We start from the raw sequence: 23,686 nt of genomic DNA, 5'->3' as shown, positions 1-23,686 counted from the left end.
TACCCGCACCCGCACAACCACCGGCCAAAAAACCGGGTGTGCAGAGGGGAAAACAATGGGTCACGAACGTCCTTAGACGAAGTGATATTCAACTTTTTTGTTCCACGGCCAACAACAACCAGGGTTGTTATCCGGGAACCACATAGTGGACGCAAGCAGCATGATCAACAACACCCTGTACGTTGGGAAACCGTTTGAAGTCGTGTTTCCCCAGATGTTGGTGTGGTGTAAGTTATCGGCCTATTAGTACCGGTCAGCTTCCCGGGTCTTTAGTCCCCGCTTCCACATCCGGCCTATCAACCCAGTGGTCTGGCTGGGGGCCTCTCACACACAAGGTGTATGGAAATCTCATCTCGAAGCGGGCTTCCCGCTTAGATGCTTTCAGCGGTTATCCCATCCGAACGTAGCTAATCAGCGGTGCACTTGGCAGTACAACTGACACACCAGAGGTTCGTCCGTCCCGGTCCTCTCGTACTAAGGACAGCCCTTCTCAAATTTCCTGCGCGCGCAGCGGATAGGGACCGAACTGTCTCACGACGTTCTAAACCCAGCTCGCGTACCGCTTTAATGGGCGAACAGCCCAACCCTTGGGACCTACTCCAGCCCCAGGATGCGACGAGCCGACATCGAGGTGCCAAACCATGCCGTCGATATGGACTCTTGGGCAAGATCAGCCTGTTATCCCCGAGGTACCTTTTATCCGTTGAGCGACGGCCATTCCACAATGTACCGCCGGATCACTAGTCCCGACTTTCGTCCCTGCTCGAGATGTCTCTCTCACAGTCAAGCTCCCTTGTGCACTTACACTCGCCACCTGATTGCCAACCAGGCTGAGGGAACCTTTGGGCGCCTCCGTTACTCTTTAGGAGGCAACCGCCCCAGTTAAACTACCCATCAGGCACTGTCCCTGACCCGGATTACGGGCCGAAGTTAGATATCCAGTATGACCAGAGTGGTATTTCAACGATGACTCCACCCGAACTGGCGTCCGGGTCTCACAGTCTCCCACCTATCCTACACAAGCCACACCGAACACCAATACCAAACTATAGTAAAGGTCTCGGGGTCTTTCCGTCCTGCTGCGCGTAACGAGCATCTTTACTCGTACTGCAATTTCGCCGAGTTTATGGTTGAGACAGCGGGGAAGTCGTTACTCCATTCGTGCAGGTCGGAACTTACCCGACAAGGAATTTCGCTACCTTAGGATGGTTATAGTTACCACCGCCGTTTACTGGGGCTTAAATTCCCAGCTTCGCCCGTAAGGGCTAACCGGTCCTCTTAACCTTCCAGCACCGGGCAGGAGTCAGTCCGTATACATCGTCTTGCGACTTCGCACGGACCTGTGTTTTTAGTAAACAGTCGCTTCCCCCTGGTCTCTGCGGCCCCGATCCCCTCCGGACAGCAAGTGTCCATCAAGGTTGGGGCCCCCCTTCTCCCGAAGTTACGGGGGCATTTTGCCGAGTTCCTTAACCATAATTCTCTCGATCGCCTTAGTATTCTCTACCTGATCACCTGTGTCGGTTTGGGGTACGGGCGGCTGGAACCTCGCGCCGATGCTTTTCTAGGCAGCATAGGATCACCGGATCCCCCCGTGAGGGGGTCCCGTCGGATCTCAGGATCGTCATCAAAGACACCGTGACGGATTTACCTATCACGGACCCTACATCCTTAGACCAGGTCAACCATCGCCTGGCCCGGCTACCTTCCTGCGTCACACCTGTTAATACGCTTACCTCCCAGGATCAGGTCCCGTGCTCGGCCAAAACCCTCACACCACAAGGATGCTCGGGCAGGCTCCGGACGGTTAGTGTCCCCTGCTTGGTATGGGCGGTTCTTCGCCGGTACGGGAATATCAACCCGTTGTCCATCGACTACGCCTGTCGGCCTCGCCTTAGGTCCCGACTTACCCAGGGCAGATTAGCTTGACCCTGGAACCCTTGATCATTCGGCGGACGGGTTTCTCACCCGTCTTTCGCTACTCATGCCTGCATTCTCACTCGTGTAGGCTCCACCACTGGTTTACACCGCAGCTTCACTGCCCACACGACGCTCCCCTACCCATCCAGACGACTGAACCACGAAGGCTTATCTATATCTGAATGCCACAACTTCGGCGGTGTACTTGAGCCCCGCTACATTGTCGGCGCGGAATCACTTGACCAGTGAGCTATTACGCACTCTTTCAAGGGTGGCTGCTTCTAAGCCAACCTCCTGGTTGTCTGGGCAACTCCACATCCTTTCCCACTTAGCACACGCTTAGGGGCCTTAGTTGGTGGTCTGGGCTGTTTCCCTCTCGACTATGAAGCTTATCCCCCACAGTCTCACTGCTGCGCTCTCACTTACCGGCATTCGGAGTTTGGCTGACGTCAGTAACCTTGTAGGGCCCATTAGCCATCCAGTAGCTCTACCTCCGGTAAGAAACACGCAACGCTGCACCTAAATGCATTTCGGGGAGAACCAGCTATCACGGAGTTTGATTGGCCTTTCACCCCTACCCACAGCTCATCCCCTCCATTTTCAACTGAAGTGGGTTCGGTCCTCCACGACGTCTTACCGTCGCTTCAACCTGGCCATGGGTAGATCACTCCGCTTCGGGTCTAGATCACGCCACTGCAACGCCCTATTCAGACTCGCTTTCGCTACGGCTTCCCCACACGGGTTAACCTCGCGACGTAACACTAACTCGCAGGCTCATTCTTCAAAAGGCACGCTGTCACAGCTACAAGGCTGCTCCAACGGTTTGTAGGCACACGGTTTCAGGTACTATTTCACTCCCCTCCCGGGGTACTTTTCACCTTTCCCTCACGGTACTTGTCCGCTATCGGTCATCAGGGAGTATTTAGGCTTACCAGGTGGTCCTGGCAGATTCGCACGGGATTTCTCGGGCCCCGTGCTACTTGGGATCCTCTCCAAGCGGCAGCATACATTCCGGTTACGGGGCTAACACCCTCTACGGCCTGGCTTTCAAACCAGTTCACCTATGCATCTGCACTCACTTCACCGATCCGGCAGAATCGGTACGGAAAGTCCCGCAACCCCAGTGATGCAACGCCCGCCGGCTATCACACACCACTGGTTTAGCCTCTTCCGCGTTCGCTCGCCACTACTAACGGAATCACTGTTGTTTTCTCTTCCTGTGGGTACTGAGATGTTTCACTTCCCCACGTTCCCTCCACGCACCCTATGTGTTCAGATGCGGGTCACCCGGTCACTCGCGCGCCGGGCGGGGTTTCCCCATTCGGACATCCTGGGATCAAAGTTCGGTTATCAACTCCCCCAGGCTTATCGCAGATTCCTACGTCCTTCTTCGGCTCCTGATGCCAAGGCATCCACCGTGTGCCCTTAAAAACTTGACCACAAAGATCAATAATTAATTATCGCTATCGAGAAAACCACGGTCACACCCCGCCACCACCCAAAGGCGGCACCGGGATCTACCAGGTTTTTCTGAAATTGCACTTAATAATTTTTAAGATGCTCGCGTCCACTATGTAGTTCTCAAACAACAACCCCGTCACACCCATCCACACCCGGCACCCCCGCAAAGAGGCGAAACCCGTGATGTATCCGGCATGCGCAGGAACAAACAGAAACAAACCACAACCATGAACAACCACCCCGGCCGCAAAGCCCGGATCATTACCCACGGTCCTGTTGTCTCAGGACCCAACAGTGTGCCAAACGGTCAACCGGCATACCCGCCCGAACCAACGCTTTCCAGGACTCCCCCAAGGGGAAGACCGTACTCACCGATCCGGGCATCACGCCGGCGCCTATCCATTGATATTCCACCCTTGAGCACCCACCGGAGAACAGATGTCTCCGATATGGGCATCTCCTGCAGGAGACACATCCGACGCTGTGGCCGGACATACCGTCCTGAGGTGCTCCTTAGAAAGGAGGTGATCCAGCCGCACCTTCCGGTACGGCTACCTTGTTACGACTTAGTCCCAATCGCCGGTCCCACCTTCGACGGCTCCCTCCCACAAGGGGTTAGGCCACCGGCTTCGGGTGTTACCAACTTTCGTGACTTGACGGGCGGTGTGTACAAGGCCCGGGAACGTATTCACCGCAGCGTTGCTGATCTGCGATTACTAGCGACTCCAACTTCATGAGGTCGAGTTGCAGACCTCAATCCGAACTGAGACCGGCTTTTTGGGATTAGCTCCACCTCACAGTATCGCAACCCTTTGTACCGGCCATTGTAGCATGCGTGAAGCCCAAGACATAAGGGGCATGATGATTTGACGTCGTCCCCACCTTCCTCCGAGTTGACCCCGGCAGTCTCCTATGAGTCCCCGCCATAACGCGCTGGCAACATAGAACGAGGGTTGCGCTCGTTGCGGGACTTAACCCAACATCTCACGACACGAGCTGACGACAACCATGCACCACCTGTAAACCGGCCACAAGTGGGGGACCTGTTTCCAGGTCTTTCCGGTTCATGTCAAGCCTTGGTAAGGTTCTTCGCGTTGCATCGAATTAATCCGCATGCTCCGCCGCTTGTGCGGGCCCCCGTCAATTCCTTTGAGTTTTAGCCTTGCGGCCGTACTCCCCAGGCGGGGCACTTAATGCGTTAGCTACGGCGCGGAAAACGTGGAATGTCCCCCACACCTAGTGCCCAACGTTTACGGCATGGACTACCAGGGTATCTAATCCTGTTCGCTCCCCATGCTTTCGCTCCTCAGCGTCAGTTAATGCCCAGAGACCTGCCTTCGCCATCGGTGTTCCTCCTGATATCTGCGCATTTCACCGCTACACCAGGAATTCCAGTCTCCCCTACATCACTCTAGTCTGCCCGTACCCACTGCAGACCCGGGGTTGAGCCCCGGGCTTTCACAGCAGACGCGACAAACCGCCTACGAGCTCTTTACGCCCAATAATTCCGGATAACGCTTGCGCCCTACGTATTACCGCGGCTGCTGGCACGTAGTTAGCCGGCGCTTCTTCTGCAGGTACCGTCACTTTCGCTTCTTCCCTGCTGAAAGAGGTTTACAACCCGAAGGCATTCGTCCCTCACGCGGCGTCGCTGCATCAGGCTTTCGCCCATTGTGCAATATTCCCCACTGCTGCCTCCCGTAGGAGTCTGGGCCGTGTCTCAGTCCCAGTGTGGCCGGTCACCCTCTCAGGCCGGCTACCCGTCGTCGCCTTGGTGGGCCATTACCCCAACCAACAAGCTGATAGGCCGCGAGTCCATCCAAAACCGCATAAAGCTTTCCACCCCCATGGCATGCGCCAGGAGGTCGTATCCGGTATTAGACCCGGTTTCCCAGGCTTATCCCGAAGTCAAGGGCAGGTTACTCACGTGTTACTCACCCGTTCGCCACTAATCATTCTGTGCAAGCACAGAAGTCATCGTTCGACTTGCATGTGTTAAGCACGCCGCCAGCGTTCATCCTGAGCCAGGATCAAACTCTCCGTAAATGTTTTACAGACACAATGCCGGGGCCAAGGAAAATTGGCCGCCAGGCACTGCACTAAATTCGAAACCGGCTAAAAAAACCGTTCCATACCCACGGGGTGGGCGGACACGGTCGATTCAACCAATCAAAATAAATTGGTATCAATAAACTTGGCACACTATTGAGTTCTCAAACAACAGACGCAATCCGAAAATACTCGGGAAAACAATGTTTTCCTTTTCTTCTTCGCTGCAATGTTTTATTATCTTATTCCATTCCGGCGCTATTTGCAATTCGCGGTTTTCCTGTCGGAATCCCGTGAAAAGCGTTTGTACCGCCGTTCCGGACCCAGCGTGAACCGGAGTCTTTTCCGCCGGCCCGGTGAAGGGCACGGGAGTTGGACTCTGATTTTCGAAGGGGTTTGGCCGCCATGCTCGGGCGCTTTTTCAGCGTCCCTGCCGCGGCGACTTAGAAGACTTTACACAGGTTCGAGCCCACGTGCAACTCGGATCCGGGGTGACCCCGGACACTCTCTTTTTGCCCCATTCCAGGTGCCGGCTTGTGCGCCGTCACGAGGCATTCGGCCCGGCATGTTCGAGGTCCGTCCGCGCGATCGAAGCATGGCTGAACCCTTGAATCCCCCGCCACGGGTCGCCCGGGCACACCCTCCGCTGACGGGACTGTCCGGGCCTCTCCGTTCCGGCGCCCCATATCCATTTCCCCGGCACTCCTTATAGGGCTGAGCCCGCCATAAGGAAGAACCACCTATAGGGCTGCCCTCTCTACACGGCAGGACCGCCTCCAATGCACTGCCGCCGACACTGACGGGGCAGGACCCCACCGGTGTCGGGGCAACCTGGCAGCGGCAGGCAATCCGCCCCCGTTCCTGACTCCTTATAGGTGCGGCTCGTTATAAGTGCGACTCCTTATAGGTGCCACTTGCCACTCCTATAAGGCCGCTCGCCCGAATGCCGAATCCGAATGTTCCGCCTTATAGGGGTGCCCCCGGCAGACGGGGTGCCCAGACCCTGACTGTCCCCTACCTACGGGTGCCCTGTGTGCGGGCGACATATAGGGGACAGATAGGGGACACCTCTATAGCTGCCGGCCCTACGGCAACCGTCGCCCTGTATGTGCTGCCCCGTATGTGTAGACCCGTATGTATACCGTTGCCCCGGTGTAGTAGTCCCGCAGATGTGAGGGCTTCCGCCGAGATCCGGGCGGCAGCACCTGGCGCGCCTTCCCATGGGGAGGTCCGCCAAAGCGGCCCGGGAGCGGGCCCCCGGCACCCCAGACCAAAGCTCGGGAAATTTCGGGTAGACTTGTTCGCGGCCCCTCATGTGGTGTCATCCTGTGAACTCCCCCAGGACCGGAAGGTAGCAAGGGTAAGCGGGCTCTGGCAGGTGCATGGGGGGTCTTTAATTTTCCCCGGAGAATGCTTCGTCACCGCGCCGGGAGCCGGAGTGAAAACCGTCAGTGCCAACCGATAGGCTTCTATCTGTGAGTACAGCCCTTTACCGCCGCTACCGTCCCGAAAGCTTCGCGGATGTGATTGGCCAGGAGCATGTAACGGAGCCGCTGATGGCGGCCCTGCAAAAGAACCGCGTCAATCATGCGTATCTCTTCTCCGGACCCCGCGGCTGCGGTAAAACCACCTCCGCACGCATCCTGGCGCGCTGCCTGAACTGCGCCCAGGGCCCCACCCCCGTCCCTTGCGGCGAATGCGACAGCTGTGTCGAACTTGCCAGGGACGGATCCGGCAGCCTGGATGTCATTGAGATTGACGCGGCAAGCCACGGCGGCGTCGACGACGCCCGTGACCTGCGGGAGCGGGCCACCTTTGCACCCGTCCGGGACCGCTACAAGATCTTCATCATTGACGAGGCCCACATGGTCACGTCCGCCGGATTCAATGCGCTCCTGAAGATCGTTGAAGAACCGCCGGAACACATCAAGTTCATCTTTGCCACCACGGAACCGGACAAGGTCATCGGGACCATCCGCTCCCGTACGCACCATTACCCCTTCCGGCTGGTTCCGCCGGAGCCCCTGCTGGCCTACCTGGAAAAGCTCTGCGCACAGGAGAACGTCAGCGTGGCTCCCGGCGTTCTCTCCCTGGTTATCCGCGCCGGAGGCGGGTCCGTCCGTGACACCCTTTCCGTGCTGGACCAGCTCATGGCGGGAGCCGGCCCCGAAGGCCTGGACTACGAGCTCGCCGTGTCACTGCTGGGCTACACACCTGTATCGCTGCTCGACGACGTGGTGGACGCCGTCGCAGCCGCGGATTCGGCCACCGTTTTCCGTGCCGTGGACCGGGTTATCCAGACCGGCCAGGACCCCCGCCGGTTCGTGGAGGACCTGCTTGAACGCTTCCGCGACCTGATCATTGTCAACGCCATGCCGGACAGCGCCGCCGCTGTACTCCGCGGCATGCCGGAAGACCAGATCAACCGGATGCAGAGCCAAGCTGCACAAATGGGTGGCAGCGAGCTCTCCCGTGCTGCCGACATCACCAATACCGCACTCACGGAAATGACCGGTGCGACTTCTCCGCGCCTGCATCTAGAACTGCTTTGCGCCCGCATCCTGCTGCCGGCGGCTGACCAGACCGAGCGCGGCACCGCTGCCCGGGTGGACCGCCTTGAACGGCGGCTCAGCTACGCCGGTGATCCCACCGAAGCCATGGGCCGCGCCGCAGCCGCAGCTTCACCGGTAAACACAGTCCCCGCGGCGGCGCCCACGGCGTCCCAGGCCGCTTCCCCTGCTCCGGCTGTGGACGAGGCGCCCTCAGCCCCGCGGGGAACTGATGTTGCAGCCACTCCGGCCCCCGGCAGCGAATCGCGGGCATCGGCAAACCGGAGCGACGACAGCTCTGCGGTGTCCTCCGGAAGCCAGTCCTCCGGAAGCCAGTCCTCCGGCAGCTCCCTGGACTGGGGCGGCACCTGGTCCACTCCGGTGGAATCCCCGGCCGCATCTGCTTCCCCGACTGCAGCGTCCCAGGCTGCACCCGCCCAGCCGGAATCACCTCGCTCCGGCGCCGATCCCAACAGCGCCTCACCGCAGGGCCCGGGGCAGCAGGGCCCGGGACAGCAGAGCCAGGGGCAGCGGGCTCCTGGACAGCACAGCCCGGCGCAGCAGGCTCCCGGACAACAGACGCCGCCAGCAACAGCTCCGCACCAGCCGGCAGCACAGCAGGGCCAGTTTCCCGCGCAGGCACAGGCTGCACGCCAGCCGGCATCTGCTGCCGGTGGCGGCGGCGGTCAGATTGAGATGATCCGCCGCGCCTGGCCGGAAATCATGGATGCCCTGACCAGCATCCGCCGCGCCACCTGGCTGAACGTCAGCAAGAACTCCAGCCCTCGGGCTTTCGACGGGAAAGTCCTCGAACTGGCGTTTACCAACCCCGGCGCTGCAACCAACTTCAACCGCCCAGACCATTTGGAGAACCTGCGTAAGGCCATCCACCAGGTCCTGGCGCTGGACTGCCAGATCAATCCGATCCATGACAGCTCGGCGTCAGCGGGTGAGTCGGGCCCAAAAGCCGATAGCCGGCGCGCGCCGGCATCCGCACCGGCAGCACAAGCCCCGGCTGCTGCCACCGCGCCAGTAGCCCCGGCTGCACCGGCTCCGATGGCTCCCTCGGCTCCCACGGCTCCCCCGGCCGGTGGAACCTCGGCAGCTGATTCAGCAGTGCGCGGAGCTTCCGCATCCGCACCTGCTTTCCAGAACAATCCGGGCCAGGCTCGGCCGGACCAGGCTCGTTCGGACCAGAGCGCGCCGGCAGGGCCGGCGTGGGATAACCCCGCGACTCGGCCTGCGGCACAGGGCGCAACAGCGCGGACAGACGTTACAGCACCCGTTGCTGCTACCCCGGATTCCGCCACCCCGGCCAGTACAGCCGGGCCGAATGACACGGCGCGGAAAGCTTCTCCTGCGGCAGGCGATACCAGCGGCGCCGCATGGCCGATAGCCGCTGCGGGCACCACTACGGCGGGCACCCCTGCTGGAGCACCGGCGAACGGCGCACCGCCGCAAGCAGGTCCCGCGAACGGCGCGACTGCGAATGCGGCGTCCGCAGCACTTCGCCGCCGCTCTGGCGGTGCCCCCGCCGGTTCCGGCCCGGCAGGGTCCGGCTCCGGCCGCAGCGGCGGACGCCCCTCCCGCGGCACCGGCACCGACGGGCCGCCCGACGCGCCATGGCCGGACGAGCCCTCCGATCCGTTTAACGACGCGCCTGAAAGCAACGCCTGGGAAACCGCGGAAGCGCCGACTGACGTGTACTCCGGCGGCCACCTGTCGGACTCCGAGTGGGCCACCACCAACTGGGCCGGCACCGGGTCCACCACCCGGCCGGGCGCGGCACCGGCACAGAACGCACCGGCAGCGTCCGGTCCTGCTTCCGTACCCGGCGGCACGCCGCAGGGGACCCCGGATGCCCGGGGCACAGCGGCTCAGGGCACAGGGGCTCAGGGCACAGCGGCTCACGGCTCCGCAGGTCAGGGTGCGGGAGGACAGGGTGCGGGAGGACTGGGTGCGGCAGGTCAGCGATCCGCGGTTCCCGGTTCACCGGCATCAGCGGCAGGAGCCAGAGGGTCCGTGGCAGCGCCGTCTGCCCCTGCAGCACCTACCGCACCGGCGGGCAACAACCCGAACCAGCCGCTCAGCCGCTACCAGAAGCTGCTTAATGAAGCAGCCCAGCGCGGTGGCGGCGCCCCCGTGCGTGGAAGCCGGCCAGTAGAATCGTCCTACGTTGAAGACGTTCCCAGTGCTGATGACATCACGCTGGAGGATTCCGGACTGGTAGGCCGCAAGGCCATTGAGCGGATCCTGGGCGGACGGCTCATCGAGGAACGCAGCCTCGACGGCCGCTGACCGTCGCGGCGGTCAGCCCACGCATCCGGTGCCGGCCGGCAGCACCCGCAGCAGCGCTTCACCGGCCAGGCGCCGGCAACAGGCTCACCTGAGCTCCAAACGCAGATCAACCCAGCAGAGAAGGTTACGTGTACGAAGGTGCGGTTCAGGAACTTATCGACGAACTAGGCCGGCTTCCCGGCGTAGGACCGAAGTCTGCCCAGCGCATCGCGTTCCACATCCTGGAGTCCGATCCCGACGACATGAAGAAGCTGGCCACCGCCATTGTCACCGTGAAGGACCGGGTGAAGTTCTGCAGCGTCTGCGGGAACGTGACGGAGCAGGAAACCTGCAGCATCTGCCGCGACCCGCGCCGGGATCCGACCATGATCTGCGTGGTGGAGGAATCCAAGGATGTCATCGCGGTGGAACGTACCCGCTCCTTCCGCGGCCGGTACCACGTGCTGGGTGGCGCCATTAATCCGATTGCGGGCATCGGCCCGGACCAGCTGCGCATCCGTGAACTGCTGAGCCGGCTCTCGGATGAACAGATCTCGGAAATCATCATCGCCACCGACCCGAACCTCGAAGGCGAAGCCACCGCCACCTATCTGATGCGCATGCTGAAAACCCTGGGCATCACGGTCACCCGCCTCGCCTCCGGGCTGCCGGTGGGCGGCGACCTGGAATACGCCGACGAAATCACCCTTGGCCGCGCCTTCGAAGGCCGCCGGAACATGTCCTAGCGGTCCGCCGGGGGCTAGGCGATCCGCGTTCCCACTGACAGCCGGCGTACCGGCGTGACCAGCCGCCGTCGTCCGAGGGCCAGGAGCAGCGCTGCCAGGGCCGCCTGAACCGTCAGGCCCAGCGGCCAGATGGGCAGGACGTCGGGCGCACCGGCTTGCTGTTCCTCACCGTTGAAGCAGGGAACGGAGTAGGCGGGGCCCGCCTGCGCGTAACGGACCAGGGAACTGATGCCCTCCATGACGCCGGTGGAGCCGTTCCGCTCAGCATCGGCTGATTCTGCGGGCATCGCATCGGCAACAATGACAAACGGGTTCGCGGACAGCATCCAGGCAACCCGTTCGGTGTGGACCACGGATATTGGCGTTAGCGGGCCCTCGCAGGTGTATTCGCCCAAGTCCTGGTCTCCCGAATACAGCTCGTAGTTATACCGGGGACTGTTGGATGAGCCCGTGCCCTCCGTCAGCGTGACGCTGAGCCCGAAGCCGATCAGTGTGCCCAGACCCAGCAGTGCCACGAGCATGTACGTCACCACAATGGAGAACAGCGGGCGGGAAGCCAGGACGGAGACACCCACCCCAATGGCGCAGACCATCCCCAGTTCCACCGCCAGCATCAGCACCGCCACCAGGGCGGAGAGCGGGCGCACCCCGCCCAGGGCCAGGGCCCAGAGCAGGAAGGGAATGCTGGCAACCAGGAACCCCAGCGACGCCGTCCAGGACGCCAGCCACTTCCCCGCAAGGATCTGCCCGGGCCGCAACAGGGTCACCTGCAGGATGGCCAGGGTTCCTGCAGCCCGGTCCCCGTTGACGGCATTGGCGGAAAACGCGGGCGCCACCAGCAGACCGAAGAACAGGACAAAACCGACCATCAGTTCAAAGAGGACCGGCCCGCCCTCCCCCGCCCCGGCGTTCAGTGCGGTCAGTACGGCCACCAGGCCGATCACGAAGAACCAGACGGTCAGCAGCACATACCAGCTCCGTGAGCGCACCCGCTGCTTGATCTCGAGGAAAAAGACTGACCGGACCCCGTTCCAATAGCCGAGGGACGGTGCGGCCGTGCCGGGATTCTGCGTGCTCATCGGCGATCGGTGTCCAGACTCATGTAGGTTTCCTCCAGTGCCCCGCCGGCCGGCGCGAAGGCCGTGACCGCGACGTCGGCCAGTACCAGGGTGCGCAGCAGGTCCGCCGCGGCGTCCTCACCGGCCAGCCGGACCTGCACCTGCGGTCCGTGCCGGTCCCCGGGTTGGCGGTACTCGATGCGCTGCTCATCGATTTGGCGCAGCAGGGACCCCGTGTTCAGGGCACGGATGGTGTACCAGCGCGCCTGGGCGCCGGCGTCGGACAGTGACTGGGCCTTCACGGTCTCGCCGCGGGCAACAAACACGGCACGGTCGGCCATTTCATCCAGCTCGGACAGGACGTGCGAGGAGACCAGCACCGTTTTGCCCTCTGCGGCCAGCCGGCGCAGCAGCACCCGAAGGTCCACCCGCGACCCCGGGTCCAGGCCCGACGCCGGTTCATCCAGCAACAGCACTGACGGATCGTGGATCAGGGCCCGGGCCAGGCTCAGCCGCTGCTGCTGGCCGCGGGAGAGCACTCGGGCCGGCTGGTCGGCAAAGTCTTCAAGGTGGACGGTTTCCAGCAGTTCGGCAGCACGGGCCGCGGCATGGGTGCGGGTGAGCCCGTAGAAGGTGCCCACGGTGGCCAGGATTTCCGCGGAGGTCAGCGCCTCCCACGTGCCCAGTGTGTCCGGCATCCAGCCCACCGCTGAACGGACCTCCGCGGGATGGGTCAGCGGATCAAACCCGTTGATCCGCACCGATCCGCTGTCCGGGGCCAGCAGGGACGCCAGGATGAGGAGCAGGGTGGTTTTGCCGGAGCCGTTGGGGCCGATCAGGGCGGTCACTTCGCCCGCAGGCGCAGTGAAGTCCATGTTCCGGAGCGCCTGCACATTGCCGAAACTGCGCTGGATGCCCTCGGCAACTATGCCGGTACCTGTCTCGGCTCTCTTCCCCATGGCGCCAGCCTAGGTTGCCGGATTGCAGCTTGCGGGACAGACTCACCACAACGTGACGTTAAGTGCATATTTCCCTTCTGTTTCGGCACTTCAGCAGACCGGCTATAGACTTTTTGGACGGACGCAGTGGGTCCCGCGGTCCGGTTTCCCGGGAAAAGACCCGGAACAATCCTGCCGCGCCGAAGATGCCGGGCACCAGCAACCACAACGAAATTTGGGAAAGTGTACGCATGAGCCTGATAGTGCAGAAATTCGGCGGGTCCTCCGTGGCGGACGCCGAAGGCATCAAGCGCGTCGCCAAGCGCGTGGTGGACACGCACGCTGCCGGAAACGAAGTTGTGGTGGTGGTTTCCGCCATGGGTGACAGCACGGACGAGCTGCTGGACCTGGCCGGACAGATCACTTCGCTGAGCAACGCGCGGGAAATGGACATGCTGCTCAGCGCCGGCGAGCGTATTTCCATGGCGCTGCTGGCCATGGCCATCAACGAGTTGGGCGGCTCCGCGCAGTCCTTCACCGGCAGCCAGGCCGGCATGATCACCGACGCCATCCACGGCAAGGCCCGGATCATCGATGTCTCCCCGCACCGGATCAAAACGGCCATTGAAAAGGGTGACATTGCCATCGTGGCCGGCTTCCAGGGCGTCAGCCAGGAGAGCCACGACATCACCACCCTGGGCCGGGGCGGCTCGGACACCACCGCCGTCGCCCTGGCCGCTGCCCTGGAGGCGGACGTCTGCGAGATCTACACGGACGTCGACGGCGTATACACGGCTGATCCGCGCGTGGCCCCGAGCGCACAGAAGATTGCCACCATTTCCAGCGAGGAAATGCTCGAGATGGCGGCCTCCGGCGCGAAGATCCTGCACCTGCGCTGCGTGGAATACGCCCGCCGCTTCGGCGTGCCCCTGCACGTCCGTTCGTCCTTCAGCCAGCATGAGGGAACCTGGGTACTGCCCAGCCCCGATGACAAGATCAAGATTCAAGAGGGAGAACCCTTGGAACAGCCCATCATCTCCGGCGTCGCCCATGACCGTTCCGAAGCCAAGGTCACCGTGGTGGGTGTTCCCGACATCCCCGGCAAGGCCGCGGAGATTTTCGGCATTGTGGCCGGGGCCAACTCCAACATCGACATGATTGTGCAGAACGTGTCCACCAAGGGGTCCGGCCGCACGGATATTTCCTTCACGCTGCCGATCATTGACGGCAAGGAGGCGATTGACGCGCTCAACGCCGCCAAGGAACAGGTCGGCTTTGACGCCATCCAGTACAACGAGCAGATTGGCAAGCTGTCGCTGATCGGTGCCGGCATGCGTTCAAATCCCGGCGTCTCGCACCGCTTCTTCGAGGCGCTGCATAATGCCGGGGTGAACATCGACATGATCTCCACCTCCGAGATCCGCATCTCCGTGGTGACCAGCGCCAAGCTGCTGGACACGGCAGTGCGTGCGGTGCACGCGGCGTTCGGGCTCGACGGCGACGACGAGGCTACTGTCTACGGCGGCACCGGGCGCTAAGCAGACATCAGAGAAAGAGGCCGGCACCCAAGGGTGCCGGCCTCTTTCCGTTCTGGCATACGGTGCTGTTGTCCGCTATTCCGGCTTGCGGGAGACGATGTAGCTGCTGCCGTCGGCCCGGGTGACGGTTTCCCACATGGCCTTTTCCTGCTCCTGCTGTGACTTGAGCAGCGCCTTGTTTTCCTCAGTCATCGGATGGTCCAGGGAACCCTGCTGCGCGGGCCCGAAAATCAGCCGCACCTTGCCCGTGGCCCGCATAAATCGGGATACGAAGCTTTCCTTCTCAACCATGCTGCTTACCTCTCCGACGGGATTCTGGCTCTATAGTACGCTAATAATTAGTGCACTAACTATCTGTTTCACCACCCACCTGCCTACCCAAAGGGGCGCGTCATGGCAATCAATACAGCTCCTTCCGCAGAAGATGACCTGCTGCTCGAGCGCCAGCTTTGCTTCGCGCTCTCGGTCGCCTCCCGCTCCGTGGTGGGTGCCTACAAGCCGGTACTGGAGCGTCTTGGGCTGACCCACCCCCAGTACCTGCTGATGCTCGCACTCTGGGAAGAGAGCCCGCGCCGGGTCCGCGACCTGAGCGAGACCCTCCTGATGGAACCGGCCACCCTCTCCCCCATGCTCAAACGCCTGGAGGCCGCCGGCCTGGTGAGCCGGGACCGCGCGCCGGGCGATGACCGGGCACTCGCCGTCAAGCTCACGGACGCCGGCCAGGCCCTGCGTGCTGCGGCACTGGAGGTTCCCGGAACCATGATGGATCGCCTGGGCCTGGACCGCACCGAGGTCGAAGAGCTCAACCGCAGCATGCACCGGCTGATTTCCGCCGCGCAGGCCGCTCCGGCATCCGCCCCGTAGCAGCAGAATTCCGCCTATCAAAATATTCGAAACGATAGTCTGAAAATGGCTACAAACCGGTAACAATTGATGTGTGATATATACAACCCACATTTTCCGGCATGCGGAAAAGTCGGTTGGAATTGATCCGGAAGCGCCACTATTCTCCCTAAGGTCCTGCTTAGCGCACACCCAAGGGCGCCGCACAGCGCCCCCGAGGAGAAGAGTCACGTGGCAACACGGCCAGCACACCAGCAGCACGATCCGAACGATTCCGAGCGAGTGAGCGGCTCCGGAACAGGGAAGCAGCAACCCCCGGAACCGGGCAGCGGCAAACCGAAACCGACAGTACGCGAACGTGCCGCCAAGGTCCTGCGCCGGGAACCGCGGTATCCGCATGACATGCATCCGGGCCTTGTACCGGGCATCGGCGTGGACGAGCAAAGGGTGCGCTACGGCACCGACCGTCTGGTGTTCGGTGTGGCAGCCACTCTGATCCTGGGCTTCGTGGGTTGGGGGATACTCTCCACGGAAAGCCTCAAGGCCGTCTCGGATGTCGCCCTGGCCTGGGTGGTGGACAATACCGGCTGGCTGTTTAATGCCCTGATTGCCGTCATTGTGATCTTTATGCTTTTTGTGGGTTTCAGCCGTTACGGCAAAATCCCGCTGGGCGTGGACGGCGAGAAACCGGAGTACTCCAAGTTCTCCTGGATCGCCATGATGTTTTCGGCCGGCGTGGGAATCGGCCTGTTTTTCTTCGGCCCCTATGAGCCGCTGACCTACTACCTCTCACCGCCGCCGGGCACTGCGGAACCGGAGACCGCTGAAGCCATGCACCAGGCGATGGCCCAGTCCTACTTCCACTGGGGTTTCCATGCCTGGGCCATCTATGCCCTGGTCGGCGCCGCCGTGGCCTACGGCTCATACCGTCGCGGCCGGGTGCCGCTGATGAGTTCGATTTTCACCCCGCTGCTGGGCCGTAACCGCACCGAGGGCCTGCCGGGCCGGGCCATCGATATGTTCGCCATTGTTGCGACCCTCTTCGGTACGGCAGCCTCCCTGGGCATCGGCGCCCTGCAGATCGGGCGCGGGGTCGAGATTGTCGGGGGCATCGGCCGGCTGCCCAACGCGGCTCTGATCGGCATCATCGCGATCCTCACTGCCGCGTTTATTGCTTCCGCCGTTTCGGGCGTCGGCCGCGGCATCCGCTGGCTCTCCAACATCAACATGTCACTGGCCCTGGTGCTGGCGGTGTTCATTTTCCTGGCCGGCCCCACACTGTTCCTGCTGAACATGATTCCCTCCTCCGTGAGCACCTACTTCTCCGAAGTCCTGAACATGATGAGCAAGGGGCCCTCCTGGGGCGAGGAGTCGGCGGCCTTTTCCGAGTCCTGGACGGTCTTCTACTGGGCCTGGTGGATTTCCTGGTCCCCGTTTGTCGGTATCTTCCTGGCCCGGATTTCCCGCGGCCGCACGCTGCGTGAATACGTCCAGTACGCCCTGGTGATGCCCACCCTGGTCTGCATCCTCGCCTTCGGCATCTTCGGCGGCACGGCCATCTGGATGCGCACCCAGGGCCAGCCCGGCATCAACATTGACACCTCACCGCAGGACCTCTTCTTCCAGGTCCTGAACGGGCTGCCGCTGAGCCAGTTCACCCCGTTCCTGGCCATGTTCTGCATTGCGATCTTCTTTATTACCTCTGCGGACTCCGCCTCACTGGTCATGGGCACCCTGTCCCAGCGGGGCAAGCCCGTGCCGGACCGCAAGGTCACCGTGTTCTGGGGCCTGGCCATGATGGGCATTGCCGTGGTGATGCTGCTGGTCGGCGGAAACACCGCCCTGGAGGGGCTGCAGAACCTGATCATTGTCTCGGCGCTGCCGTTCGCGGTGATCCTGCTGCTGATGATGGTGGCGTTCACCAAGGACCTGCACACCGATCCACTGATCATCCGCAGGGAGTACGCCGCCCACGCACTGGAAAACGCGGTACGGGCCGGCATTGACGAACACGGTGACAACTTCGCCATTACCGTCGAAAAGGCAGCGGACGGTGAAGGTGCCGGCGCCGGCTTCGACTCCTATGACACCACCGTCACTGACTGGTACCAACGCACCGATGAGGAAGGCCGGCCGGTGGATTACAACTATGAATCCGGTGAATACGCTGACGGCTGGACCGCCGAAGGCGCTGCTGAGGAAGCCGGCAGCGAACGTTCGGTGCCTGGCACCGGCGAGCGGGCAGACGACGGCGAGCGCGCGGACGACGGCGACGCCGACCGGAGCCCGGCACCGGTGCGCTAGGTCCATGCGGGCAGGGGCTGCGGGAACTGCTGCGGGCGGGATAATGGACCCGTGAGCGTTTCAGTAGCCCCTGCCGTCCTGCCCCAGGAGCACTGGCGCGCGCGCCAGGCCGCCCACGAGGCCAGGGTCCGCCCCTTTACCGAGGGATACCTGGAGCGCCGCTCTGCGGGGCGGAAGCACCCCGTGGAGGATTTTCTTTTCACCTACTATTCCCAGAAGCCCGGCCAGCTGCTGCGCTGGCACCCGGGCGCCGGCGTCGTCCTGACCGGGGAGGCTGCCGCCGAGCGGGCAGGCTGGAAGTTTTACCGCACCCTCACCGCGGACGAAGCTGCCGCAGCCGGCCTGGATGCCGGGACACCGGCGGTCACCGTGGACGTTGCCGCCTTTGCCGCTGCACGCGGCGACGCCGCAGCGTTTACCGCGATGCTGCTCTCCCGCACGGCCGCACGGAAACCGGTGCTGGGGTGTTTCGGCATGCATGAGTGGGCCATGGCGTACAAGTCCGAGGACAACGGGATCCGGCATGACTATCTGCAGCTGCGGCTCGGGCCCCAGGGAACTGACGAGCTGGTGGAGCGCAGCAAAATCCGCTGCACCCATTTTGATGCGTTCCGGTTCTACACTCCTGAAGCCGTTCCGCTGAACGAGCTCACCCCTACCCGCGAAAACCAGCGGGACCTGGAACAGCCCGGCTGCCTGCACGCGAACATGGACCTGTACAAGTGGGCGTACAAGCTGGTGCCGCTGCTGCCCAGCGAACTGGTGATGGACTGCTTCGAGCTGTCCTGGCGCATCAGGGCCATGGACATGCAGGCCTCTCCCTATGACCTGGCGGACTGGGGATATGAACCCATCCAGGTGGAAACACCACAGGGGAGGGCGGAGTACGCGGCGGCCCAACGGGCATTTGCCGAGGAATCACAGCAGTTGCGGACCCGCATCCTGACGGCCCTGGCGGCGTGTACGGAGCTACCGACCGAGCGGTGAGGCGATCTCGGACAGGTCGGCCACCGCGCGTTCATACAGCTCGGCCGGGTCCGCATCAGCGCCGGCGTCCTGCTCGTGGGCAAAACACTGCCAGGCCACCCGCCACGTGCACGCAATGACTTCCGCCACCAGCAGCGACTGCATCCTGTCCAGCAGCTTCCGCTCCATCAGGGAGTTGCTGAGTTCGGTCACGAGCTGAAGCTCCTGGCGCCTGACCATCTGCAGGATCTTCGGCTCACGCAGCACCAGGCGGGAGATCTGCAGGAACTCGTAGTTCTCCAGTTCATGGGCAAACTGTGCCCGGCAGACATCCATCAGCTCATCCCTGATCTGTGCCGGGGACATGTTCCGGGCCAGATCCCGTCCCACCAACGCCTCGATCAGTTCATCCTGGCCCGGCAGGGCGGCAGCTTCCTTGGAGACGTAGTACCGGAAGAATGTCCGTTCGGAAACTCCGGCACGCTCCGCTATCTGCGCCACAGTGGTCGCTTCCAGCCCGGCAGCCTCAATGAGGTCCAGCGCCGCCGCCTGGATATCTCTCCGCGTTGCCGCCTTGCGTTCCGCGCGTACTCCCATACCAGTCACCTCGGCTTTCCTTACTTCTACTTTGCCATGCCGCGAGCGCTGGGACCTGACTTGTTTTCTGTCACATTCTGCCAGGTTCTGACATCAAACCTGGCAGTCTGTGACAGAATCTTGCAGTTCACTCCACCAGGAAGAGGAAGTTTTGAGCCAAGCAAGCTCCGCAGCAACAGCAGGGGAAAAGCCGCACGCCGCCGAGGCGCCCGCACTCTCCACCAAGCAACTCACCGGAATCATCGGAGCCCTGGCCCTGGCGGCCTTCCTGATGATCCTGAATGAGACCGTCCTGACCGTGGCCCTGCCATCGATCATGGCGGACTTTGAGGTCTCGGCAGCGGCCGGCCAGTGGCTGACCACAGGCTTCCTGCTGACCATGTCCGTTGTCATTCCCACCACGGGATACCTGCTGCAGCGGTTCACCACCCGCAGCCTGTTTATCTTCGCGCTCTCCAGCTTCCTGGTCGGCACCCTCATCGCGGTCTTCGCTCCGGGGTTCGCCTTCCTGCTCGTCGCCCGCATCATCCAGGCCGTCGGCACCGCCATCGTCCTGCCCCTGCTGATGACCACCACCCTGACACTGGTACCGGTACGCAACCGCGGCGCCATCATGGGCCTGAACTCCATCGTGATCTCGGTGGGACCGGCCATCGGCCCCACCGTCTCGGGTTCGATCGTCAGCTCCTTCAGCTGGCACTACATCTTTGTGCTGATGCTGCCGCTGGCGGTCGTCATCCTGATCCTGGGCATCATCTTCATAAAGATCCCGTCCGCCACCCGCAAGCTCCCGGTGGATGTACTCTCCGTCATCCTTTCGGCCATTGCCTTCGGTTTCCTCGTCTACGGCATCTCCAGCCTCGAACACGCCGGCGACAACGTGGCGCTGACCGTCGCATCCTTCGTCATCGGACTGGCAGCGCTGGTTCTCTTTGTCCGGCGCCAGGTGCGCCTGACACGTTCCGGCCGGGAACTGCTGAACCTCACCCCGTTCAGGAACCGCACCTTCACCTTCAGCGTCGCTATGATCATGATCGCGATGGGCACGCTGCTGGGCACCGTGGTCATTATTCCGATCATCCTGCAGACCGGCGGCGGCCTGAGCACAATGAGCATTGGCCTGATGCTGCTCCCCGGCGGCGTTGCCCAGGTGCTGGTATCACCCATCTTCGGCCGGATCTATGACAGGTTCGGCCCCCGCCCGGTGCTGATCCCCGGCGCAGCCATGCTGGCGCTGGGCCAGTGGCTCTATGTCACCGTGGATTCCGATACGGAACTCCGGGTATTCATGGTCATCCATATTGTCTTCAGCATCGGCCTGGCCCTGCTGATGACCGGGCTGCTCTCCTCGGCGCTGTCCGCCGTGGAACCCCGCCTCTACGGGCACGGCTCGGCCATCTTCAACACGGGTCAGCAGCTGGGCGGCGCCATCGGCACCACCATCTTTGTGACCGTTATGTCCCTGCTCTCGGCATCGCGGCTGGAGTCCGGTTCGGACCTGGCCCACTCACTCTTTGCGGGTGCACACGTTGCCTTCATCATCGGCGGCATCCTGGCCACCATCGGCCTGGTGCTGGCACCGTTCGTCAAGGTTCCCCGGCAGCACTAGTACTGCGCTTCGGTGCGGAAACGCGCCGCGGGCCCCGGAGATGGGAATCTCCGGGGCCTTTCGCATACCGCGGGGTGCCCCGGCGTACGGATCGGTTTACACGGAGCTGTTTGCGCGGAGCTGTTTACAGGCTCCCCTCACGAGGCTGAAGCTGATAACGGTATGCGGCAGACTGCCGGCGCCGACCGCTCGGAGGATCACCATGCAGCCAGAACCAACCGGGCGGGTCCTCCGCACCGGAGACCAGTCCTACCAGCTGATTCTCACCCGCGGATTTCCCGTGCCGCCGGCGGACATCTGGGCGGCCCTCACCGAGTCGGAGCAGGCGGCAGCGTGGTTTGGCCGCTGGAACGCCGCCCCGGACCATAGCGGAGCCCTTGACCTGCAGATGCTGTATGAGGAGGGATTGCCCTGGAGCCGGGTGCAGGTCAGGGACTGCGTTGCTCCCGAACTCCTGCGGCTGCTGGTGGGCGACGACGAAGGGGCATGGGATGTGGAGGTCCGCCTTCAGGATGCCGCCCGAGGCACAAGGATGGAATTCATCCAGCATCTGGCCGACCCTGCCGCTGCCGAAAGTTACGGTCCGGGCTGGGAATACTATCTGGACCGGCTCAAGGCAGCCCTGAACGGCGTCCCCGCGCCGGAATTCGGGGATTATTATCCGGCGCAGGGCCCGTACTTCGAGGGCCAGGCGCGGACCGCCCGCGGCGGTGGCGGTGGTGGCGGCGCAGGTAGCGGTGGCGCCGGTGCCGGTGCCGGCGGCCCAGGCTGAGCCCATGAGGTCCGGGGTCACAGGTCCTGGGTCCACTACTGTCCCTTGACGGGGGAACTAGGCTGGGTGCCACCAACTGATGGAGGTCTCACCGTGATCCGTGCCCGCCATACCCGTGCCCGCCGCAGCACTGTCCCGCTGCTCCTGCTCTGTTCCGTGCTGGCCCTGACCGCCTGCGGTGCCGACAACGCAGGCAATCAGCCAGCAGACCCGGCGTCGCCGTCTGCCTCCGGACCTGCTTCTGCCTCCGACGCTGCTTCTGCCTCCGGCTCCCCCTCCGCGGCTGGCACTCCGGGCCCGACGGCGTCCCCCTCCCAGCCGGCGCCGGCCAGTGCGGCCGCAACCTCGCTCACGGTGGATTTTATGGCCGATGGCCAGAGCACCACCGACACCTGGACCCTGCAGTGCGACGGCGCCGCCCCGCTTCCCGGCTCGAACGTGCCGGACCCTGCAGCCGCGTGTGCAGCCCTTGCCGAGCAGGGCGCGGCGCTGTTCGCCGAAGCGGACCGGAATGCCATGTGCACGCAGAACATCGTGGGAATGCAGCGCGCTCATGTCACGGGCACGGTGAACGGGGAAGCAGTCGACACATCCTTTGCCCTTACCGACGGTTGCCAGATTTCCCGCTGGGAGCGGCTGACCGGATTGCTGGGACCGGCCGAGGGCACCTTCTAGCGGCGGGCCCGCCTGGCCGCGGAAGGCCTGGCAGCAGAAGACTTGTCAGCAGAGGACACAACCCGCTGGTCCCGGCGCCGCAACAGGGCAAGGGTCAGCACCGGCCCCAGCAGCGGAACCACAAGACAGAACAGCAGCAGGCCCAGCCGTTCAGCGGCCGTTACGGCCTGCGACCGGGCCAGCCGGACGACGGCGACCACGAGCAGGATGATCAGAGCCGCGGAAATCCCGGTGACCAGGAACTCCCAGCCCGTGGGGATCACTGGGTTCTCTGCGTTATTCATTGCCGTTTCCTTCCGTAGCTACCGCCCGGTCGCGCTTCAACCGCACGTAGACCTGTTTGCGGACCCGCGCCACGACCTCGCTGGAACCGTCCCGCACTTCCACCGAGAACCACTCGAGCACTTTGTCCCCGCCGGCCGCGAGCTTGCGCAGGCGTCCGACGTCGGCCGGGTCCAGGGTGAAGCGGGCGGTGAGCTCCCCGCGGCCCGGTTTCACGAAGTCAATCTCCGCCGCCTTGTCCCAGACAACATGGTCACGGCCCAGATGGTGCAGCAGCATCATCATCCAGAACGGGTCCGTCATTGCGAACAGGGACCCGCCGAAATGCACGCCCGCCACGTTGCGGTTCCACCAGTGCTCGCGCAGCCGCACGGTGACGTTGAAATACTCCGGGTCCAGGTGGATGATCCGGATGCCGGTGAAGGCAAACGGCGGCCAGAGGTTCATGAACCGGCGGAGAGTGCCCGGTTGTACTTTGAGGAGTCTCACCAGACCACTGTAGCCAGATGTGATCTGCATCATTTGCCCTTACCGGCCCGGCCAGCCACCGGAACGAATATGCCGTATTATGAATAAGCATGCTTAGTATCCCCTCCGGACGAAGGCATTCTCCGTCCGGAGACCCGTGAACTGGAGGCGCACTATGTCAATCGAAGCAAGACCCGAGGACCTGTCAGGGGCAGACTCTGCCGGTCCGGGTGAGTTCGTCCCCTGGTGCAGCTACTGCGGCACCGATGAGTTCCTGATCATCGAATCCGTGGAACCGGCAGCGAAGCCGGGCAGCGGAGAATTCCTCGAAATCAACTACACCTGCGCGGAGTGTGACCGGTTCTACGGCCACCCCATCCGCCATTCCTCCGTCTGGGCGCGCTGCACGGTCCGCTCCGAAGACGATGCCGCGGACTACATGCATTGCGGTGAACCCATGCAGCCGCGGGACCACCGCCAGCAGTCCATCTTCGAGCCGCTCACCACCTCTTCCATGCAGGCCCAGGCGCCGGCGGACGTTCAACTGGACACCACCGTGCTGCGCTGCCACTGCGGCTTCCAACTGGAGATTCCAGCCTGAGGCGAACGGCGTCCGCGTAACATACGCAACGCCGTT

Annotated in this window: 16 protein-coding genes, 2 rRNA genes and 1 other RNA gene; 11 read left to right on the top strand and 8 right to left on the bottom strand. The window is 62.9% G+C overall.

Annotated features, from left to right (window positions below):
- Positions 1-222 precede the first annotated feature (222 nt).
- Together MUK71_RS01105 and MUK71_RS01100 are read right to left on the bottom strand one after the other, a co-directional pair.
- Positions 223-3,356 (bottom strand): 23S ribosomal RNA (locus tag MUK71_RS01105).
- 539 nt (positions 3,357-3,895) lie between these two features.
- Positions 3,896-5,424 (bottom strand): 16S ribosomal RNA (locus MUK71_RS01100).
- The 16S and 23S rRNA genes sit together here, the layout of an rRNA operon.
- Positions 5,425-6,729: 1,305 nt before the next feature.
- Between MUK71_RS01100 and ffs the strand changes: the two genes are divergently transcribed.
- The 3 genes from ffs to recR all read left to right on the top strand — a co-directional run bounded on the left by ffs (position 6,730) and on the right by recR (position 10,999).
- Positions 6,730-6,825, top strand: an RNA gene (gene ffs / locus MUK71_RS01095) — signal recognition particle sRNA small type.
- A 77-nt stretch (positions 6,826-6,902) separates the two neighbouring features.
- The gene (locus MUK71_RS01090) at positions 6,903-10,274 is read left to right on the top strand and encodes a DNA polymerase III subunit gamma and tau (protein WP_227929699.1); all 3,372 of its coding nucleotides are present in this window, start codon (positions 6,903-6,905) and stop codon (positions 10,272-10,274) included.
- 128 nt (positions 10,275-10,402) lie between these two features.
- Complete coding sequence (recR, locus tag MUK71_RS01085) at positions 10,403-10,999, top strand: recombination mediator RecR (protein WP_227905842.1); 597 nt, start codon at positions 10,403-10,405, stop codon at positions 10,997-10,999.
- A 14-nt stretch (positions 11,000-11,013) separates the two neighbouring features.
- On the opposite strand, the gene MUK71_RS01080 is transcribed toward recR, so the two are convergent.
- Both MUK71_RS01080 and MUK71_RS01075 read right to left on the bottom strand, forming a co-directional pair.
- Positions 11,014-12,078, bottom strand: coding sequence for an ABC transporter permease (locus MUK71_RS01080; protein WP_227905844.1), 1,065 nt, complete (start codon positions 12,076-12,078; stop codon positions 11,014-11,016).
- The gene (locus MUK71_RS01075) at positions 12,075-13,016 is read right to left on the bottom strand and encodes an ABC transporter ATP-binding protein (RefSeq protein WP_227929700.1); all 942 of its coding nucleotides are present in this window, start codon (positions 13,014-13,016) and stop codon (positions 12,075-12,077) included. Before MUK71_RS01075 ends, MUK71_RS01080 begins: the two co-directional genes overlap by 4 nt.
- 230 nt (positions 13,017-13,246) lie before the next feature.
- On the opposite strand from MUK71_RS01075, the gene MUK71_RS01070 reads away from it, so the two are divergent.
- Positions 13,247-14,533, top strand: coding sequence for an aspartate kinase (locus MUK71_RS01070; protein WP_227905850.1), 1,287 nt, complete (start codon positions 13,247-13,249; stop codon positions 14,531-14,533).
- A 75-nt stretch (positions 14,534-14,608) separates the two neighbouring features.
- Here MUK71_RS01070 and MUK71_RS01065 read toward each other — a convergent pair whose 3' ends face one another.
- On the bottom strand, positions 14,609-14,824 hold the full coding sequence (locus tag MUK71_RS01065) for a hypothetical protein (protein WP_227905852.1): 216 nt from the start codon (positions 14,822-14,824) through the stop codon (positions 14,609-14,611).
- A 102-nt stretch (positions 14,825-14,926) separates the two neighbouring features.
- Between MUK71_RS01065 and MUK71_RS01060 the strand changes: the two genes are divergently transcribed.
- The 3 genes from MUK71_RS01060 (at position 14,927) to MUK71_RS01050 (ending at position 18,667) form a co-directional block, all read left to right on the top strand.
- Entirely contained in the window at positions 14,927-15,397 is a 471-nt protein-coding gene (locus MUK71_RS01060) for a MarR family winged helix-turn-helix transcriptional regulator (RefSeq protein WP_227929701.1), read from the top strand.
- Positions 15,398-15,607: 210 nt separating this feature from the next.
- The gene (locus tag MUK71_RS01055; RefSeq protein ID WP_227929702.1) at positions 15,608-17,680 is read left to right on the top strand and encodes a BCCT family transporter; all 2,073 of its coding nucleotides are present in this window, start codon (positions 15,608-15,610) and stop codon (positions 17,678-17,680) included.
- A 51-nt stretch (positions 17,681-17,731) separates the two neighbouring features.
- Positions 17,732-18,667 carry a 3-methyladenine DNA glycosylase gene (locus tag MUK71_RS01050; protein WP_227929703.1) on the top strand — a complete coding sequence of 312 codons (936 nt, stop codon included), beginning with the start codon at positions 17,732-17,734 and terminating at the stop codon, positions 18,665-18,667.
- Here the strand turns inward: MUK71_RS01050 and MUK71_RS01045 are convergent.
- Positions 18,650-19,243: a TetR/AcrR family transcriptional regulator gene (locus MUK71_RS01045; protein WP_227905860.1), complete on the bottom strand. Its 594-nt coding sequence runs from the start codon at positions 19,241-19,243 to the stop codon at positions 18,650-18,652. The genes MUK71_RS01050 and MUK71_RS01045 overlap by 18 nt on opposite strands.
- Positions 19,244-19,394: 151 nt before the next feature.
- Between MUK71_RS01045 and MUK71_RS01040 the strand changes: the two genes are divergently transcribed.
- The 3 genes from MUK71_RS01040 to MUK71_RS01030 all read left to right on the top strand — a co-directional run bounded on the left by MUK71_RS01040 (position 19,395) and on the right by MUK71_RS01030 (position 22,299).
- Positions 19,395-20,852: an MDR family MFS transporter gene (locus MUK71_RS01040; RefSeq protein WP_227929704.1), complete on the top strand. Its 1,458-nt coding sequence runs from the start codon at positions 19,395-19,397 to the stop codon at positions 20,850-20,852.
- Between the two features lie 202 nt (positions 20,853-21,054).
- Positions 21,055-21,624, top strand: coding sequence for an SRPBCC domain-containing protein (locus MUK71_RS01035; RefSeq protein WP_227929705.1), 570 nt, complete (start codon positions 21,055-21,057; stop codon positions 21,622-21,624).
- A 93-nt stretch (positions 21,625-21,717) separates the two neighbouring features.
- The gene (locus MUK71_RS01030; RefSeq protein ID WP_227929706.1) at positions 21,718-22,299 is read left to right on the top strand and encodes a hypothetical protein; all 582 of its coding nucleotides are present in this window, start codon (positions 21,718-21,720) and stop codon (positions 22,297-22,299) included.
- Here MUK71_RS01030 and MUK71_RS01025 read toward each other — a convergent pair.
- Together MUK71_RS01025 and MUK71_RS01020 are read right to left on the bottom strand one after the other, a co-directional pair.
- The gene (locus MUK71_RS01025; RefSeq protein ID WP_227929707.1) at positions 22,296-22,583 is read right to left on the bottom strand and encodes a hypothetical protein; all 288 of its coding nucleotides are present in this window, start codon (positions 22,581-22,583) and stop codon (positions 22,296-22,298) included. The genes MUK71_RS01030 and MUK71_RS01025 overlap by 4 nt on opposite strands.
- Positions 22,576-23,070, bottom strand: coding sequence for a DUF4442 domain-containing protein (locus MUK71_RS01020; protein ID WP_227929708.1), 495 nt, complete (start codon positions 23,068-23,070; stop codon positions 22,576-22,578). The genes MUK71_RS01025 and MUK71_RS01020 overlap by 8 nt, the downstream gene beginning before the upstream one ends.
- A gap of 154 nt (positions 23,071-23,224) precedes the next feature.
- Here MUK71_RS01020 and MUK71_RS01015 point away from each other — a divergent pair, with 154 nt between their 5' ends.
- Entirely contained in the window at positions 23,225-23,650 is a 426-nt protein-coding gene (locus MUK71_RS01015; protein ID WP_227905871.1) for a hypothetical protein, read from the top strand.
- Positions 23,651-23,686: the final 36 nt, after the last annotated feature.

Origin of the sequence: Arthrobacter zhangbolii, assembly GCF_022869865.1 — a bacterium.
GTDB lineage: Bacteria > Actinomycetota > Actinomycetes > Actinomycetales > Micrococcaceae > Arthrobacter_B > Arthrobacter_B zhangbolii.
Note: the sequence above shows the minus strand (reverse complement) of the source record. Positions and strands in the feature narration are given on the sequence as shown.

Coding starts and splice junctions, on each gene's coding strand:
- MUK71_RS01080 (WP_227905844.1), bottom strand. CDS start 12,078: ATGAGCACGCAGAATCCCGGCACGGCCGCACCGTCCCTCGGCTATTGG.
- MUK71_RS01075 (WP_227929700.1), bottom strand. CDS start 13,016: ATGGGGAAGAGAGCCGAGACAGGTACCGGCATAGTTGCCGAGGGCATC.
- MUK71_RS01070 (WP_227905850.1), top strand. CDS start 13,247: ATGAGCCTGATAGTGCAGAAATTCGGCGGGTCCTCCGTGGCGGACGCC.
- MUK71_RS01065 (WP_227905852.1), bottom strand. CDS start 14,824: ATGGTTGAGAAGGAAAGCTTCGTATCCCGATTTATGCGGGCCACGGGC.
- MUK71_RS01060 (WP_227929701.1), top strand. CDS start 14,927: ATGGCAATCAATACAGCTCCTTCCGCAGAAGATGACCTGCTGCTCGAG.
- MUK71_RS01045 (WP_227905860.1), bottom strand. CDS start 19,243: ATGGGAGTACGCGCGGAACGCAAGGCGGCAACGCGGAGAGATATCCAG.
- MUK71_RS01035 (WP_227929705.1), top strand. CDS start 21,055: ATGCAGCCAGAACCAACCGGGCGGGTCCTCCGCACCGGAGACCAGTCC.
- MUK71_RS01025 (WP_227929707.1), bottom strand. CDS start 22,583: ATGAATAACGCAGAGAACCCAGTGATCCCCACGGGCTGGGAGTTCCTG.
- MUK71_RS01015 (WP_227905871.1), top strand. CDS start 23,225: ATGTCAATCGAAGCAAGACCCGAGGACCTGTCAGGGGCAGACTCTGCC.